The sequence below is a fragment of the Paraburkholderia fungorum genome (assembly GCF_046027215.1).
GTDB lineage: Bacteria > Pseudomonadota > Gammaproteobacteria > Burkholderiales > Burkholderiaceae > Paraburkholderia > Paraburkholderia fungorum_D.
In genome coordinates this window covers 2418235-2432785 of the sequence record NZ_JAQQEN010000001.1, presented here as the reverse complement: position 1 = coordinate 2432785, position 14551 = coordinate 2418235, and the positions used below count along the sequence as shown (strand labels likewise).

11 protein-coding genes are annotated in these 14551 nt (G+C 60.2%); 4 read left to right on the top strand and 7 right to left on the bottom strand.

Translation table 11 applies throughout. From position 1 onward, the window contains the following. Positions 1-44: 44 nt before the first annotated feature. Both PQR27_RS10775 and PQR27_RS10770 read right to left on the bottom strand, forming a co-directional pair. Positions 45-1016, bottom strand: coding sequence for a PDR/VanB family oxidoreductase (locus tag PQR27_RS10775; protein WP_408523640.1), 972 nt, complete (start codon positions 1014-1016; stop codon positions 45-47). Positions 1017-1066: 50 nt separating this feature from the next. Continuing rightward, positions 1067-1543 carry a bacteriohemerythrin gene (locus PQR27_RS10770; RefSeq protein WP_408523639.1) on the bottom strand — a complete coding sequence of 159 codons (477 nt, stop codon included), beginning with the start codon at positions 1541-1543 and terminating at the stop codon, positions 1067-1069. Positions 1544-1897: 354 nt separating this feature from the next. Here PQR27_RS10770 and PQR27_RS10765 point away from each other — a divergent pair, with 354 nt between their 5' ends. Then, positions 1898-3049 (top strand): porin, encoded by a 1152-nt coding sequence (locus PQR27_RS10765; protein ID WP_408523638.1) that lies wholly within the window; start codon positions 1898-1900, stop codon positions 3047-3049. Positions 3050-3080: 31 nt separating this feature from the next. Here the strand turns inward: PQR27_RS10765 and PQR27_RS10760 are convergent, their stop codons facing one another. Together PQR27_RS10760 and PQR27_RS10755 are read right to left on the bottom strand one after the other, a co-directional pair. After that, positions 3081-4466 (bottom strand): MFS transporter, encoded by a 1386-nt coding sequence (locus PQR27_RS10760; protein WP_408523637.1) that lies wholly within the window; start codon positions 4464-4466, stop codon positions 3081-3083. A gap of 55 nt (positions 4467-4521) precedes the next feature. Beyond that, positions 4522-6273 (bottom strand): FAD-binding protein, encoded by a 1752-nt coding sequence (locus tag PQR27_RS10755; RefSeq protein WP_408523636.1) that lies wholly within the window; start codon positions 6271-6273, stop codon positions 4522-4524. A gap of 278 nt (positions 6274-6551) precedes the next feature. Between PQR27_RS10755 and PQR27_RS10750 the strand changes: the two genes are divergently transcribed. Continuing rightward, a complete protein-coding gene (locus PQR27_RS10750) occupies positions 6552-7544 on the top strand; it encodes an ABC transporter substrate-binding protein (RefSeq protein ID WP_408523635.1) in 993 nt (330 codons plus the stop codon). Between the two features lie 101 nt (positions 7545-7645). Here the strand turns inward: PQR27_RS10750 and PQR27_RS10745 are convergent, their stop codons facing one another. Further along, on the bottom strand, positions 7646-8518 hold the full coding sequence (locus PQR27_RS10745; RefSeq protein WP_408523634.1) for a 4Fe-4S dicluster domain-containing protein: 873 nt from the start codon (positions 8516-8518) through the stop codon (positions 7646-7648). Beyond that, positions 8488-11445 carry a molybdopterin-dependent oxidoreductase gene (locus PQR27_RS10740; protein ID WP_408523633.1) on the bottom strand — a complete coding sequence of 986 codons (2958 nt, stop codon included), beginning with the start codon at positions 11443-11445 and terminating at the stop codon, positions 8488-8490. Before PQR27_RS10740 ends, PQR27_RS10745 begins: the two co-directional genes overlap by 31 nt. A gap of 361 nt (positions 11446-11806) precedes the next feature. On the opposite strand from PQR27_RS10740, the gene PQR27_RS10735 reads away from it, so the two are divergent. Next, the gene (locus tag PQR27_RS10735) at positions 11807-12346 is read left to right on the top strand and encodes a MarR family winged helix-turn-helix transcriptional regulator (protein ID WP_408523632.1); all 540 of its coding nucleotides are present in this window, start codon (positions 11807-11809) and stop codon (positions 12344-12346) included. 22 nt (positions 12347-12368) lie between these two features. Here the strand turns inward: PQR27_RS10735 and PQR27_RS10730 are convergent, their stop codons facing one another. After that, positions 12369-13304: a LysR substrate-binding domain-containing protein gene (locus tag PQR27_RS10730; RefSeq protein ID WP_408523631.1), complete on the bottom strand. Its 936-nt coding sequence runs from the start codon at positions 13302-13304 to the stop codon at positions 12369-12371. 190 nt (positions 13305-13494) lie between these two features. Between PQR27_RS10730 and gtdA the strand changes: the two genes are divergently transcribed. Beyond that, a complete protein-coding gene (gene gtdA, locus PQR27_RS10725; protein ID WP_408523630.1) occupies positions 13495-14541 on the top strand; it encodes a gentisate 1,2-dioxygenase in 1047 nt (348 codons plus the stop codon). Positions 14542-14551: the final 10 nt, after the last annotated feature.

The window sequence follows — 14551 nt, the reverse complement described above, 5'->3', positions numbered from 1 at the left end:
GTGATCCCCTCGCTACAGTCTTTGGCAGTGGGTAACCGGTGGCCTCAAAGATCGAGCACCAGCCGGGAAGTCTTGGCGCGCGAGCAGCACGGCATGAAGCTGTCGTTGCGTGTGCGCTCTTCGTCCGTCAGATAAAGGTCCCGATGGTCGGGTACGCCGTCCAGCACCTTCGTCATGCAGGTGCCGCACACACCCTGCTCGCAGGACAGGGGCAGGTCGAACCCGGCGTCGAGCAGGGCGTGCGCGGCACTTTGATCCGCGCCAACGGCGATGACCTGGCCGCTGCTGCGGATTTCAATGTCGAACCGTTCGTCTTCGGAGGAATCGATTGGCGCAGCCGCAAAATATTCGCGGTGCAGGTGTGCCTCGTCCCAGCCGAGTTCGCGTGCGGTCCGCAGGATGTGGTCCATGAAGCCGGTGGGTCCACAGACATACAGGTGCTTGTCGGGCGACGGCGCACCTATCGCGGAGCGGGCATCGAGTTGCTGACCCGGGGCGCCGTCGTCGACGTGCACGTGCACCTGCGACTCGTCGCCAAATTGCGCTGGTTGCAGGCGGTCGACGAACGCCATGCGCGACAGCGTTCGTCCGCAATAGTGCATCTCGAAGGGACGGTGCTCGTGCGCCAGTTGCTGCGCCATGCAGAGGATTGGCGTGATGCCGATGCCACCCGCGAACAGGATCGAACGGTCTGTTTGACCGTTGTGCAGCGCAAAGTGGTTGCGCGGGGCGCTGATCGTGAGCGTGTCGCCCGCATGAACGTTCTCGAGAAGCTTCACGGATCCGCCACGCGATTCGGGGTCCCGCAGCACGCCGATTCTGTAGCGCGGAGATTCGCCCGGCAAGTCATACAGGGAGTACTGGCGCACGGGACCACCCGGTACGTGCAGGTCGATGTGTGCGCCTGCTTCAAAGGCAGGCAGTTCGCCGCCCGACAGCGGCGACAGCTCGTAGCCGGCAATGTCGTCCGCGAGCCAGATCCTCGCGGAGACTTTGACCTGCAGCGAGGCGTTCATTGGGATCGAGTTGTTTTCCATGGGGATATATGCCAAAAGAGGGGAGCCTGTCACGCGGCGACGTGAAGCCGACGCCGGATGACCACTGGCGAGCCGCCCAACTGTCGCTGAACCAGCCAGCGCGCCAGACCCTGGTCCATCACGCGCACATGCTCCGGAAACCAGTCCATCAGCGCTCGGGCAAAAGAGCGGACGACATCAGTTCGTCCATCAACCAGCATGGCGCGTACATCGTCGAGGGAGCGGAGCACGGCAGCGTGCTCGTCGATATGGCAGCCCGCCGAGCCGTAGGCTGTGTCGCGCATCGACGCGTCTTCGTCGGCAAAATGGCGCTGCGCATGGTCGGCAAACGCTTCGAGTGCGTTCTCAAGATCGTCGTCTTCCGTCGTCAGCAGCGCATGTACGCATGCGACAAACTCCTGGTGGGTCTCGTCCATCGTGTGATGTCCGAGGGCATAGTCGTCGCGCCAGGCGAAACCAGGGAGGACACGATCCTTCTCCCTGACATGGTTCATCGACTCGTCCATTGACGACCCAACGGCTGGGCTCGGCGATGGTGCGGTACCGCGACCGTGAATTGTCCGTTGGACTTCCAAATCTCTCATTTGTCGACGCACTCCTGCTGAACTGATCACGTTGATTCATTAAATCTTCCATGGAAGATAAAAGTTTGCGCGCAGGGTGTCGAGTTAGGGCAAACGCCGATATATCTGAAAATCTGGAGATCTGCTGCGTTTTTCCGTCCGTCACGCTTGCGACACGGGGTGGTCATGAGATGCGCGGGGTTCGATCGGGGTAACTCCCAACCGTAAATTGTTTGACAAGGAAGATTATGAAAATTTATCTTCCATGGAAGCAACTAACCAACGGGAGACAGATACATGAGTTCGCGGTCGAATCGGTCGGGGTATGGCTTCTCGTGGCGTCAGGCGGTCTGGTGTGGGCTCTCGTCGCTTGCGGCATGTGCGTCGGGCGCAGCGCAGGCGCAAAGCTCTGTCACCCTCTATGGGATTATCGATACCGGCGTCGAGTATGTGACCAACGTCGGCCCTCACAAGTCCAGCGTGGTACGTATGCCGTCGCTCACTGGATCGATACCTTCAAGGTGGGGCTTGCGTGGCAAGGAGGATCTGGGTGGTGGTCTTAGCGCGGTCTTCGTACTGGAGTCGGGCTTCGCGCCGTCACAGGGCACACTGAATCAAGGTGGCCGTCTGTTTGGTCGGCAGGCATATGTCGGGCTGTCAGGACGATGGGGGACGTTATCGCTCGGCCGGCAATACTCCCAGATCTATTGGGCCATCCCGGGTGACACGATGGGACCGAATGTCTATGCCGCGGCCGATCTGGACCCGTACCTGGCCCAACCGCGACTCGACAACGCGATCGCCTATAGTTTCACGTCGTCGGGACTGACTGTCGGCGTCACGTATTCGCTCGGGCGTGACGCGGTGGATCCAGCGGAGGCCGGAGGGTGTGCCGGTCAGTCTCCGACCGACTGGCGCGCCTGCAAGTCAATGTCTGCCATGATGAAATACGATGCGACGGCCTGGGGCGCAGCGGCGGCTATCGACCGCAACTACGGTGGCGGCGGCACCGGCTCGCCGCTGCCGGTTAGCTCGCAAACCGATACCCGTGCCGTCATCGACGGCTACGTGAAGTGGGGTGCGGCGACTATCGGCGCGGGGTTCCTCCATCGGATCAATCACGGGGCACAGACGCCGACCGTTTTCGACGCAGTCAGCAACTACTGGTGGCTTGGCGGGACCTATCTGCCCATTCCGTTCATCGCACTCGACGCCCAGTTCGGCCATCTGTCAGTGAACGGCGGCAGCTCCGCGGGAGCCTCGGTGATCGCGGCACGCGTGACGTACCTGTTGTCCAAACGCAGTTCGGTGTACGTCACCGCGGGGCGTGTGTTCAACCAGCGCAACTCGGCGATCACAATTGATGGTGGCGTGATTCCACCCGCCTCTTCGCCATTGCCTGGGGTGAATCAAACGGGTGCGATGGTGGGTATTCGCCACCAGTTCTGAAGGGTCTGCGGCCACCCGATGTCACAGCGTGTCAGCTTGACATCTCATTGGAAGCTTGGTGGCTGGCCGCAGACCTCATGCGCTCACGTGCCGTTCGGGAATCATCTGCTTGTGCGAGGTGCTTGATCAATAAGGCAACGCAAGCGAGTCCTCCGGCAAAGGCAATGATGGTGAAGACACCTGCGAACGTAAAATGCCGGCGTACGAGTTCTGCCACAAGAAACGAGCCGGCGATTCCGCCAAAGCGGGCGATGCCAAGCATGCACGCGACACCCGTGGCACGTCCTGCAGTAGGATAAAACGCAGCCGCTAGCGCATTCATGGAAGCCTGTGCGGTGTTCATCAGCACGCCAGACACCAATACGATTGGCACTAGCAGCACGACATTTCCCACCGTCTGGCCGATACAGAAGAGGCTGATCGCGGCGAGCGCATAGCATCCGGCTATGACGAGATTCGCATTGAACCGATCCATCAGCGCGCCGCACACTACCGCGCCGACACCACCTAGCGGGAATAGGGCGGAGATCAGCGTTGCACTCTTCGCATTCAGGCCTGCGTCCGTCAGCAGAATCGGCATCCAGTTGATGGATGCGTAGAAGATGACGAGACCCATGAAAGCCGCGAGCCACAGCATCAACGAACCGACGATGTATGAGCGTGACACCACGAGACCCAGCCCTTTGTGGTCCGTCTGCGGCGTGCTCTCGGTCAGCGCGAATGCGCGCGCGTAGTTTGCTTGCTGAGAAATATGGCCGAGGACCGCGCGTATGCGCGAGACGGGCTTTCTGTTTGCAACCATGAACCGAACCGATTCCGGCATCTTGAGCAACAGCAGGGCGCTGTGAAGCAGCGGTATCGCCCCGCCCAGCACCAGAACGCTACGCCAGCCTGCGTGGGGAATCAACCAGGCGGCCAGCATGCCGCCCAACGCGGCACCGAGTGGAAAGCCGCAGCACATCAGGCTCGTCACCGTGGCGCGGCGTCGGGTCGGGCAGAACTCATCCATCATCGTGACGGCGTTAGCCATCGCTGCACCGAGGCCGACGCCCGTAATAAAGCGCAGCACGGTCAGCTGAGCCATACTCGTCGAGAAGCCCGATGCGAGACAGGCCATACCGAAGAGGAACACGGACCCGACGACGATGGCACGTCGCCCGAAGCGATCGGACATGGGGCCGGACACGAGTGCGCCGAACGCAAGGCCGAACAACGCGGCGCTCAGGACGGGGGCGAGGGCGGGTCTGCCGATATGCCACTCGGCAAGCAGCGACGGAGCGATGAAGCCGATCGCTGCCGTGTCGAAACCGTCCAGCAGGACAATCGCGAAGCACATGAAAAAAATGAGCCGCTGGAACCCGCCGAATGGATGCTCATTGATGAACGTCTGGACGTCGACGACTGAAGCACGTTTCATCGATTGTCTCCTGCCGGGTACGAGGCGGGCCAGTGGCCGCGCAAGTCAAAAGTGATCAGGCGAGTTTGAGGTTTTGTTCAGGCGATGAAGTCACCGCCGAATTCCCGGCGCCTTCGGCTTGACTGCGCTTCACGAGGGCCATGGCGGCAAGGTAGCCGAACGTCAATGCCGGTCCGAGCGTAATGCCCGCGCCGATGTAATGGCCCCCTACCGGCGAGTTCATGTCGTTGCCGCAGGCATATAGCCCTGGAATCGGGTGATTATCACGGTCGAGAACTTCACCGTGCGATCCGGTCACGAGTCCACGGCTAGTGCCGAAATCGCCTGGCACCAGCTTGACTGCATAGAAGGGGCCTTTCTCGATGGGCCCAAGGCAAGGATTGGGCGAATGGGTCGGGTCACCTTTGTAGACGTTGTACGCAGACGATCCCTTGCCAAAGTCCTCGTCGATACCGGTTGTCGAAAAGTGATTGTTGCGCTGGACGCTTCGCTCCAGTCCGCTCGGGTCGACGCCGATTTTGCTGGCAAGTTCAGCGAGCGTGCGGCCACTGGACAGGTAGCCGGTCTTTTCATAGCGACGCAATGACAGACTGCCGGGCAGGATGACGCCAATTCCGTACTTCTTTATGGTCGCAGCGTCTGCGATCAGATAGGCCGGAATGGCACCTGCGTCGAACATGCCAAGGGTAAAGGCATGATATGACGCTGCTTCATTCGTGAAGCGTTTTCCGTCCTTGCCTACGGCAATGAATCCGGGTTTGGGGCGGTCGAGCATGAAGTGCCCCCATAGGTCTTTCTCGCCTGCGTTTTTCGAATAGACGGACAGGGGAACGTAGAATCCGGTATCCCTGCCATTGCGGTCGAGTCGACCGCCGGCCGATTCACCCAGGTGGATGCCTTCGCCGACGTTGCTGGGGAGCCCGAGTCCGAGTTCGACCGTGGGTTTGCGTGAATGCTCGTCGCGCATGGCCTGGTTGCCGGGGTAGCCGCCGGTGGCAATGACCACACCGCGACGCGCGCGTACACGGATTGTGCGACCGTCCCGAACCACTTCAGCGCCCGTCACTTCACCGCCATCCGTGATCAGCTTCGTCGCGGACGCGCGCAGCCAGATGTCGATTTTCCGATCCAGCATGGTTTTGTACAGACGGCCTGTCAGGGCATTGCCACCGACGAGCCGGGTGCCGCGATGGTAGTTCAGCCGATCCACGCCATAGCGCGATAAGCGCTTGAGTACATGGAAGAACGACCGCGCCGATCGCGTGAAGGACAGGAAGTGGAGCAGGTCGACGAGATCGAGCATCATCCCGCCGAATGGCGCGAAGGCTGGAAGCGGCGCACGTAGATTCCTGAAGTGCTCGCCGAGCTTTCGCCCGTCGAATTCGAGCGGAGCATGAGCGCGGCCGAACATCCCACCCTCGAGTTCGGGGCTGTAGTCCGGATACTCGAGCGCCATGACCTCGAGTTCCGAGTGACGCAACAGATAATCGAGCGCGACACGGCCCTGCGAGATGTACGCTTCCTGCAGCGAGCGGTCGACACTGGTCCCAACCGTGGCAGCGAAATATTTTCGCGCCTTGTCGAACGAATCCTTGAAGCCGGCAGCCTGCATGGGTGCGCTGTCAACAAACCACATCATTCCCACCGACCACGCGGACGTGCCGCCAATCTGGTCGGTCTTCTCGAGAACGAGCGGCACAAGGCCCTCGTTCTTTGACACGATTGCCGCCGTCATGCCAGCCGCGCCTGCTCCAATGATGATGACGTCGACCTCGCGGTCCCAGTTCTCCGTCGTAGCGGTGTTCATGGCGTGTTTCCTGATGTAAGGGTTTCCGTCAGACTTTCCCGATATCGTTCTATATCGAATCATGTGTCTTGGAATGAACGTTGTCAAGAAACTCCAGGGAATCCCCTGGCAGGCGCGTCGCCAACGGGGATCGTCTCCGGAATTTCTTGACACAGATAATCCCATGCAAGATCATTCGATATAAATCGAATACGTCAATTTGCCGATGACGATGAAGGTTGGCTACGCAAGGCATCAACCTGCAAGGGTTGCATTTTCAGTCACGGTCAGGAGAAACAATGAGCAAGCTTCAGCTTTCCATCGCCGTAGGCAACTACGACCGGATTCGGCCATTGGTCGATGGCGAGGTGCAGATCGAGGGTGTCGATCCGGTTTTCATGCTGCAGGATCCCGAGGAGATATTTTTCCGCGCTTTCCGACATGCTGACTACGATATTTGCGAACTCTCGCTTAGCAGCTATTCGGTGAAGACCGCAGCGGGGACTTCACCGTACATCGCAATTCCGGTGTTTCCGTCGAGAGCGTTCCGGCACACTTCGATCTATGTGCGTGCGGACCGTGGCATCAACAGCCCGGAAGATCTGAAGGGCAAGCGCATCGGCGTGCCCGAGTATCAGCTCACCGCCAACGTCTGGGTTCGGCTCTTTCTTGAAGAGGAATATGGGCTGAAGGCTTCCGACGTGACGTGGGTGCGCGGCGGCTACGAGGACGCGACCCGAGTCGAGAAAATCACGCTGCAGCTGCCGGATGATGTGAAGCTGGAGAATGCGCCGGAAGGGGAAACCATTTCCAACCTGCTGGCAGAAGGGAAGATCGACGCGGTCATTGGTCCGCGCGCGCCGTCCTGTTTCGACCGTGGGCACCCTCAGGTCAAGTATCTTTTCGACGATCCGCACAAAGCGGCCGCCGAGTGGTATTCACGCACGAAGCTTTTCCCCATCATGCATACGCTGGGAATCCGCAAGACGCTCGCGGAGAGTCACCCGTGGCTGCCCGGCGCAGTGATGAAGGCGTTTGAGAAGTCCAAGACGCTTGCCTTGGCGCGCCTGAGCGATACGTCGGCCACCAAGATCACGTTGCCGTTCGTCGAGGATCAGTTGCGCGCTGCCCGGAAACTGATGGGCCACGACTTCTGGTCGTACGGTTTCGCGAACAACGAACATGTCGTCGATCGCTTTCTCGCACGTCACTATGCGGAGGGACTGTCGAGCCGCCGGCTGGAAGCGCGGGAGCTATTCCATCCGGCAAGTCTCGAGAGCTTCGCGATCTGATCGGGGCAGGGCAGTCGGCCGCGAGAACGCTCGCGGCCGATACGCGTGGTGGGATCCGCGGTGGGACCGCCAGCGGCAGCGGCCCCACCAGACGTCAGGCATTAGTACAGCAGCGTGCCGAGGTTAACGCTTCCTGAGCGCTCTCGCGTGGCGATGACTTTCTCGCTACCGTCCTTTCTGACCCGCAGCTCGATTGTCGACGTCTGCTCCGTCAGACCAGAAAACCGGAAGTCTCCAAAAGTATCTGTCGTTGTCGTGCGTTCTTCCCCGTCGGCGGAATCGTGCAGTACAACTTCAACGCCTTCCAGGTTTTGCAGTCGACCGTCACCGGTGGCTTCGCAGACATTGCCCGCGACGAGGTGGCTCAGCGCATCATCCAGGTGCCGGTAGAAAACGCGCGGCTTCGTGCCGAACTCCGGATGGATGACCGATAAGTTTTCCTTCCTGACCATCTCTTGCAGTGCCTCGTCCGGCATATCCAGCGCGCGAATTGCCCTGGTCGGGCAGGCCTGCGCGCAACGCGGCTCTTTCCATCCGGCGTCGAGCAGATGTGCATCAAAGTTCCAGTTCTGTGGCACCTGTTCCTGTTCGTTCCATTCGATCATGCCGTATGGGCACGTCTTGACCAGATCACGCCGGCCGCGTGACTTCACTGGATCAATCATGACGACGCCGTCCGGGCGCTTGTAGATCGATCCATCTGCTGCCGCCTTGACGCACGGCGCATTGTCACAGTGATTACACATCGTCGGAACGTAGGTGACATCCACGAGCGCACCCTCTCCCCGCACGTGACGTTCGACGCGGATCGTTTCCAGACCCTCCGGAGGGTGAGGGGCCGAGTAACCGGGGAACGCGTTGCCGGTGTACTCGTCTTTGGTCGAGAGCACACAATTTCTGCAGTTGATGCAGAGCGAAACGTCGACTACCAGTGCCCAGCCGGTCATGCTGCCTTCTCCATTGTGGTGTTCCATTTCTCTACCTCCACCCAGCAACTGTTGGGAACAATTCCGTCTGCGGTCGGGCTCATCTTTCGCCCGGGAGTCAGGAGGTTGAGACAACCTCCGCGATCGACGACACCGACTGAGGTCTGGATCAGATCGAGTTCGCCGCATGATTCGTTGCCACGCGCAACGCCATCCTTGACGAGTTGCGAGACATCGATTGCGCAGATGACCGACGCCTGGGCGTTGAAGACCCGGACCAGATCGCCCGACTGCAGGGCGCGCGCCGCAGCATCTTTGACGCCCATTCGCAGGACCCAGTACCGATAGCCCCCGACGTTCATCCGATGCTCATTGATCGTGCTGATGAGGCTATTCTTGCCATCAGCCTGGGTATGGAAGCTGTAGACCGGATGATTGGTCACGAGTTGTAGCGGGAACCTTTGCTTCACACCGCTCTGGCTGTTGATATATCGGTTGACCGCCGGCCGCGCGGGATCGATTTGCTCGATACGACGCAGGCTGGACGGAACAAACTCGAATTTGCCCGATTGCGTTGGAAGTCCCTGGCTGAATCCAGTCGAATAGACACCGGGGAGGGGATTCGCTTCCGGTAAGTCTTTGGTGCGGCCCTCGGCGAACCAGCGCATGTCCACCGGCTGCCTGTCATCGTCCTTGGGAGGCGGCACGACGTGATAGCCCTTCTTCAGGAATTTCTTCCAGGTGGTCTGTTTGGGTAGGTCCGTGGAGTTGAATATCCGCTCGCACCACGTCAGTTCCGATCCGCCGCCTTCCGAGTACATGCCGCCGTAGCCGAGTCTTGTGAGGATATCCAGGAAAATCTGATAGTCGGACCTGGATTCGCCGAGAGGCTCGATACATTTGTGCTGCATGATCATCATGCGGTGATTGAGCTGGCTCTGTGCATGCTGGATGTAGCCGCCGCAGTTTGCCCATTCGGAAATGTCGTCACGTTCGAGAGCGGTGCACGCCGGCAGAATGATGTCCGCGAACTGCGCTTCGTTCTCCATCCATACCGACTGATTGACGACGAACTCGAGCGATGCATGGCGATACGCTTCGATCAGCCTGTTCGAGCCCGGGACCGTGCCGAAAGAAGACGAGCCGTAGCGGTACAGCATGCGAACCCGCGAATGGCCCAGCTTGGGATACGAGTATTGACCAAATTGTCCTTCAGCCGAGAAGCCGTCCCACAAGTAGCCGTCCGCCGTGCCTTGAGTGATTGCCTCGGCAAACCGTTGGCGAGGGATGGACTGCTTCACCGGATTGATCGTGATGATGTGAGGCATGCGGCAATAGTTGTTGGCCGCACTCGCCGTGTAGTTCAGGTCGCCCGAGATGCCGCCCTCGGCGTAGCCGGGAAAGTAAAAGTTCAGGTCCTGGGGGGCGCCGATCTGCAGATTGCCAAAGTTGATCCCCGGCTTCCCCCATCCCTGCATGGCCATCATCATGACGAGGCTTCGTGTCCATTGGGCTCCCGCCTCGGTGCGGCATGCTCCGCCAAAGCCTGCGCCGAGGCCTCCTGCAGCGAGGTAGGTCTTCTTTGACGCCCACACCTTCGCGAGGCTGCGGACATCTTTCGCGGGAATACCGGTTTCGGCTTCCTGCCACTCTGGCGTCTTCGGCGTGCCGTCCTCTTCACCGAGAACATAAGCACGCCATTCGGCGAAGCCCGTCGTTTTTGATGCTACGTATTCCTGATCGTAGGTGTCGCTGATCATCCATTCATGCATGATGGCGATCGCGAGTGCCGAATCGGTGCCGGGCTTGATCGGTAGCCATTTTCCACCGAGCAACTGGGCGGATTGCGTCAGGTAGGGATCGATGTGAATGAACTGTATCCCGAGCTGCCGGGCCCACAAGCGGCGCTCGGTGCCCTCGAATCCGGCGTACACGCCATTGGTCGATTCCGGATCGCTCGACCAGAAGACGATCACCTCTGCGTGCTCAAGACAGTCCTGCGTCGTGCCGTAAAAGCTCGGCGTGCCCAGGCGCAGGCTGTTGCCGTAATGATGCATGGCACCCCAGTACCAGCCTTCCCAGCTAATCGGGCTCATTTCGACGCGGGTGTAGCCGATCAGGTTACCGAAGCGCTGCATGGCGCTCAGGTAGTAGTTGACGTTTCCCCACTGATGATGCGCACCCGTGGCCATCGCGATGGCACCGGGACCATGCTCCTGCTTCATACGGCGAATTTCGCCGACGACAATGTCGAGCGCTTCGTCCCAACTGATCCGCTCGTAGCCCGACTTGCCCCGGTTCTGGAGATTGCGTTCGCCCTTGGGGTCGAAATCGACCCGCTTCATAGGGTAAAGAATTCGCTTGTCGGAATAGACGAGGGATTTGAGCGAGAGTGCGTGCGGACTGACGGTTGCGCGTCGTGCAGGCGAAAACCGGTGACCGCGTGCGCTGATGGTCCAGCTGGGTCCGTCCTCCTCCGCCAGATCAATGGGTGTTGTGCGGATGATCTTGCCATCCTTGACGAAAACAAAGACCGGTCCGCCATTGGTGAGCGTGACGTAACGGGTGGTGCCATCCTTCATCGGGGTACCCGTGCGCCAGGAGGCCGTCTTCATCGTGTTCACCAGTTGCCCGAACCAGACCAGCGCCCGATCACTGCCGCCTTGCGTGATCTTGAAGTTCTTGAGCGCATCAATCAGGAACGCGTGATCGGTCGTGGGCGCAAGCATCTGACGTGCCGTGGCCACGTCCATGAAGACAAGCTCGGCATCGGGCTTGGGGTTTACGCCCCACCGCGCGGACACCGTGCCGTTTGCGAAATGGAGTTGCCTCGCGAGGCTATTGTCCCGTAGCCGAAGCTGGATGACCCAGTGTCCCGAGCCGAGATGTTCACGGACGGACGGAAACTTCCGCGCCGCCATGCGTAGCGCGAACGGCATCAGCCACAGTATGAGGACGAGAATGTGTCTTTGCATGGAGTCGCTCCTGAGCTCACATGCGCCCAGTGCTGGGCGCGATAACCGATCCGGGACGTTGACGCTGACGGAACCCGCCGGACTACCGAGCCCGGCTCATGGCTCGTGTTTGCCGTACCGCACCATAAGAGGCTTTGCGGATTTGGACGGATGCGTCAGCACCTGTTGTATGATCTTCCTCGCGACGGATTATCTGCGCAAAGATGATTCCATCTAAGATAGATTTATATCGAATGATGTGATTCAGGATGAACAAAGTCAAGGTCCCTTAGGGAATCCCCTGGCAGGATGCCTGCAATCGTCGTATTTTTGCCAATCGGCTCCGCTCCGACTGGCCACCTTTATGTCAAGGAATGAGCGAATGCCCAAGCCAAACTCTACTGCGGCCAAATCAGCGATGAACGTTGCTGTGCGACCGGGACCGGGAGCGAAAGAACCTTCTGACGTATTCGATGATCGCGGCAGGACGGTGCCGTGGATGGCGCGAACGGTGCACCGGCTCTACGACGCACAGGCGCAGAAGATCCTTGACAGGGAGAACCTCGCTATCGCGTACTGGTACTACCTTCGTGTACTGGCAGAGCGCGGTGAACTGAACCAGCTGGAGCTCAGCAAGCGGGTGGGCATTGCCTCCACCACGGCGGTGCCTGCGCTGGATAACCTTGAAAAGCGTGGCCTCGTGCAGCGAACCCGGGACCCGAATGACAGACGAAAGTACTTTGTCGCGCTGCAGGCGGAGGGCAAACGGCTGGTAGATGAGATGCTGCCTGAACTGACCGGCATGATTTCGGCGTCACTCGAGGGTATCACCCAGAAGGATATGCGCACTTTCTGGAAAGTGATGCATCAGATCGAAACGAACCTGAACCAGTCGGCCCAAAACGACTCAGTCGTGGATTGAACTGGCGGTAGCGTCTGAGGCTTTAAGCGGTGTGCCATTCTTTCATGTGGGGGTCCGCGAAAGCGCGGAGACTTTCCAATGCCATGGCCACCGCTGAGCGATTGATGTTCTCGGCGTGCCAGTAAACCGACACTGAGCCAAAGCCCTCGAGTTGAATGGGCAGAATACCCAGCGCCTTCAACTGCTCGAAGCGTAACGCGGCACGATGCGAGGCGACGCCCACCAGATCGGTGTTGTTCAGCAGCGTGAGATTGAGAATCGACGAATTCGATTCGACGCAGTGATCGGGCAGCGTGCGTCCCGCCGCCGCGAGTGCCGTCTCGAGCGCATTGCGCACGGGCGTGCCCTGCGGCCAGACGATCCACGAATACGCGAGCACGTCGTCCCAGCCGAGCTTCGCCTTTTCCGTAAGCGGATGATCGTGCCGTGCGACGAAATTGATCGGCTCCGTATACAGCGGCGCGGTCTGCAGTTGCGGATCGTCGTACTGCTGACCCGAACGGCCGACGACGATATCGAGTTCCCCGCGCGCAAGCTGCGGCATCAACAGATTCATCGTGCCTTCGACAAGCCGCACCTGCGCGCGCGGGATACGTTCGAGAAGCCGCGCCACGGCGAGCGGCACCGTGTCCGCCGCCGATACCCCCGACGTCCCAATACTGACCAGACCGCTGCCGCCCGCGCGCAGTGCCTGCATGTCATCGCGCGCAAGGTCGAGATGCGCTTCGATCCGGCGCGCGTGCTCGATCAGCGCCTCGCCGTACGACGTGGGCCGCAGACCGCGTGCGTGCCGCTCGAAGAGGGGCAGGCCGACGTCTTCTTCCAGTTCCTTTAGCCATTTCGACAGCGCCGGCTGGGTCGTGTTGAGCGCCGCTGCCGATTGGCTGAGGTTGCCCGTGCTCGCGAGGCTCAGCAGTACCTGCAAGTGCCTCAAACGCAGGCGGTAAGTCCAGTCCATGGCGAAGCCCTCCAGTCACGGTTTGTCGCACATCCCGCTCGCAGGTATATCCAAAACCGTATGGATCAGATGATTTCACCATTTTACTGGGCATAGCACTGTCGCATATAAATATCGTGCGGGATCCATCAAGGCGTCGCGATCAGCAATTAGCGCGTTCGGCCCGCGAGACACCACACAGGAGACGCGAATGTCGAATAACAATCCGGGCGGATCGCGCGCGGCTTATTACGAGCAGATTGCCCAGCAGCGTATGGCCCCGCTTTGGGAGTCGCTGCACAATCTCGTGCCGAAAGCGCCGCAACCGAAAGCGCAGCCCGCGATCTGGAAGTACGCGCAGGTGCGCGACCTGGTGATGCAGGCGGGTTCCGTGATCAGCGCGGAAGAAGCCGTGCGCCGCGTGCTGGTGCTCGAAAACCCAGGCCTGCCCGGCAAGTCGAGCATGACGCCGAACCTCTACGCCGGGCTTCAGTTGATCCTGCCCGGCGAAATCGCGCCGAGCCATCGTCATACGCAGTCAGCGCTGCGCTTCATCGTCGAAGGCAAGGGCGCGTGGACGGCCGTCAACGGCGAACGCACGACGATGCATCCGGGCGACTTCATCATCACGCCGTCGTGGACATGGCACGACCACGGTAATCCTGCCGCGGAAGAGGGCGGAGAGCCCGTGGTGTGGCTCGATGGCCTCGATATTCCGCTCGTCGCGCAGATGGACGCTGGTTTCGCCGAGAACTACCCGGAGATGACGCAGCCCGTGTCGCGCCGCGAGGGCGACAGTTTCGCGCGCTTTGGCCACAACATGGTGCCGGTGCGGCATCGCGTGTCCGATCCCACGTCGCCGATTTTCAGCTACCCGTACGCACGCAGCCGTGAAGCGCTCGACGCGCTGTACCGCAGAGGCGAACTCGACGAATGGGACGGCGTGAAGCTCCGTTACGTGAATCCGGCAACGGGCGGCTGGCCGATGCCGACCATTGCGACCTTCATGCAATACCTGCCTGCGGGCTTCAAGGGCCGCACGTATCGCAGCACCGATGCAACGATCTACTGCGTGGTCGAAGGCAAGGGCACGGTCAGGATCGGCAACGACGAATTCACGTTCGAGCCGCACGACCTGTTCGTCGCGCCGTCTTGGACGCCCGTGCAACTGGCGGCGTCGGCGGAAAGCGTGCTGTTCAGCTATTCGGATCGTCCTGTGCTCGCCGCGCTGAATCTGCTGCGCGAAGAGCGTAGCTAGACGCGTCACT

Bases quoted from the DNA above. Each gene is read 5' to 3' on its own strand.
- PQR27_RS10735 (WP_408523632.1), top strand. From the start codon at position 11,807: ATGCCCAAGCCAAACTCTACTGCGGCCAAATCAGCGATGAACGTTGCT.
- PQR27_RS10730 (WP_408523631.1), bottom strand. From the start codon at position 13,304: ATGGACTGGACTTACCGCCTGCGTTTGAGGCACTTGCAGGTACTGCTG.
- PQR27_RS10765 (WP_408523638.1), top strand. From the start codon at position 1,898: ATGAGTTCGCGGTCGAATCGGTCGGGGTATGGCTTCTCGTGGCGTCAG.
- PQR27_RS10770 (WP_408523639.1), bottom strand. From the start codon at position 1,543: ATGGACGAGTCGATGAACCATGTCAGGGAGAAGGATCGTGTCCTCCCT.
- PQR27_RS10775 (WP_408523640.1), bottom strand. From the start codon at position 1,016: ATGAACGCCTCGCTGCAGGTCAAAGTCTCCGCGAGGATCTGGCTCGCG.
- PQR27_RS10760 (WP_408523637.1), bottom strand. From the start codon at position 4,466: ATGAAACGTGCTTCAGTCGTCGACGTCCAGACGTTCATCAATGAGCAT.
- PQR27_RS10750 (WP_408523635.1), top strand. From the start codon at position 6,552: ATGAGCAAGCTTCAGCTTTCCATCGCCGTAGGCAACTACGACCGGATT.
- gtdA (WP_408523630.1), top strand. From the start codon at position 13,495: ATGTCGAATAACAATCCGGGCGGATCGCGCGCGGCTTATTACGAGCAG.
- PQR27_RS10745 (WP_408523634.1), bottom strand. From the start codon at position 8,518: ATGGAACACCACAATGGAGAAGGCAGCATGACCGGCTGGGCACTGGTA.
- PQR27_RS10740 (WP_408523633.1), bottom strand. From the start codon at position 11,445: ATGCAAAGACACATTCTCGTCCTCATACTGTGGCTGATGCCGTTCGCG.
- PQR27_RS10755 (WP_408523636.1), bottom strand. From the start codon at position 6,273: ATGAACACCGCTACGACGGAGAACTGGGACCGCGAGGTCGACGTCATC.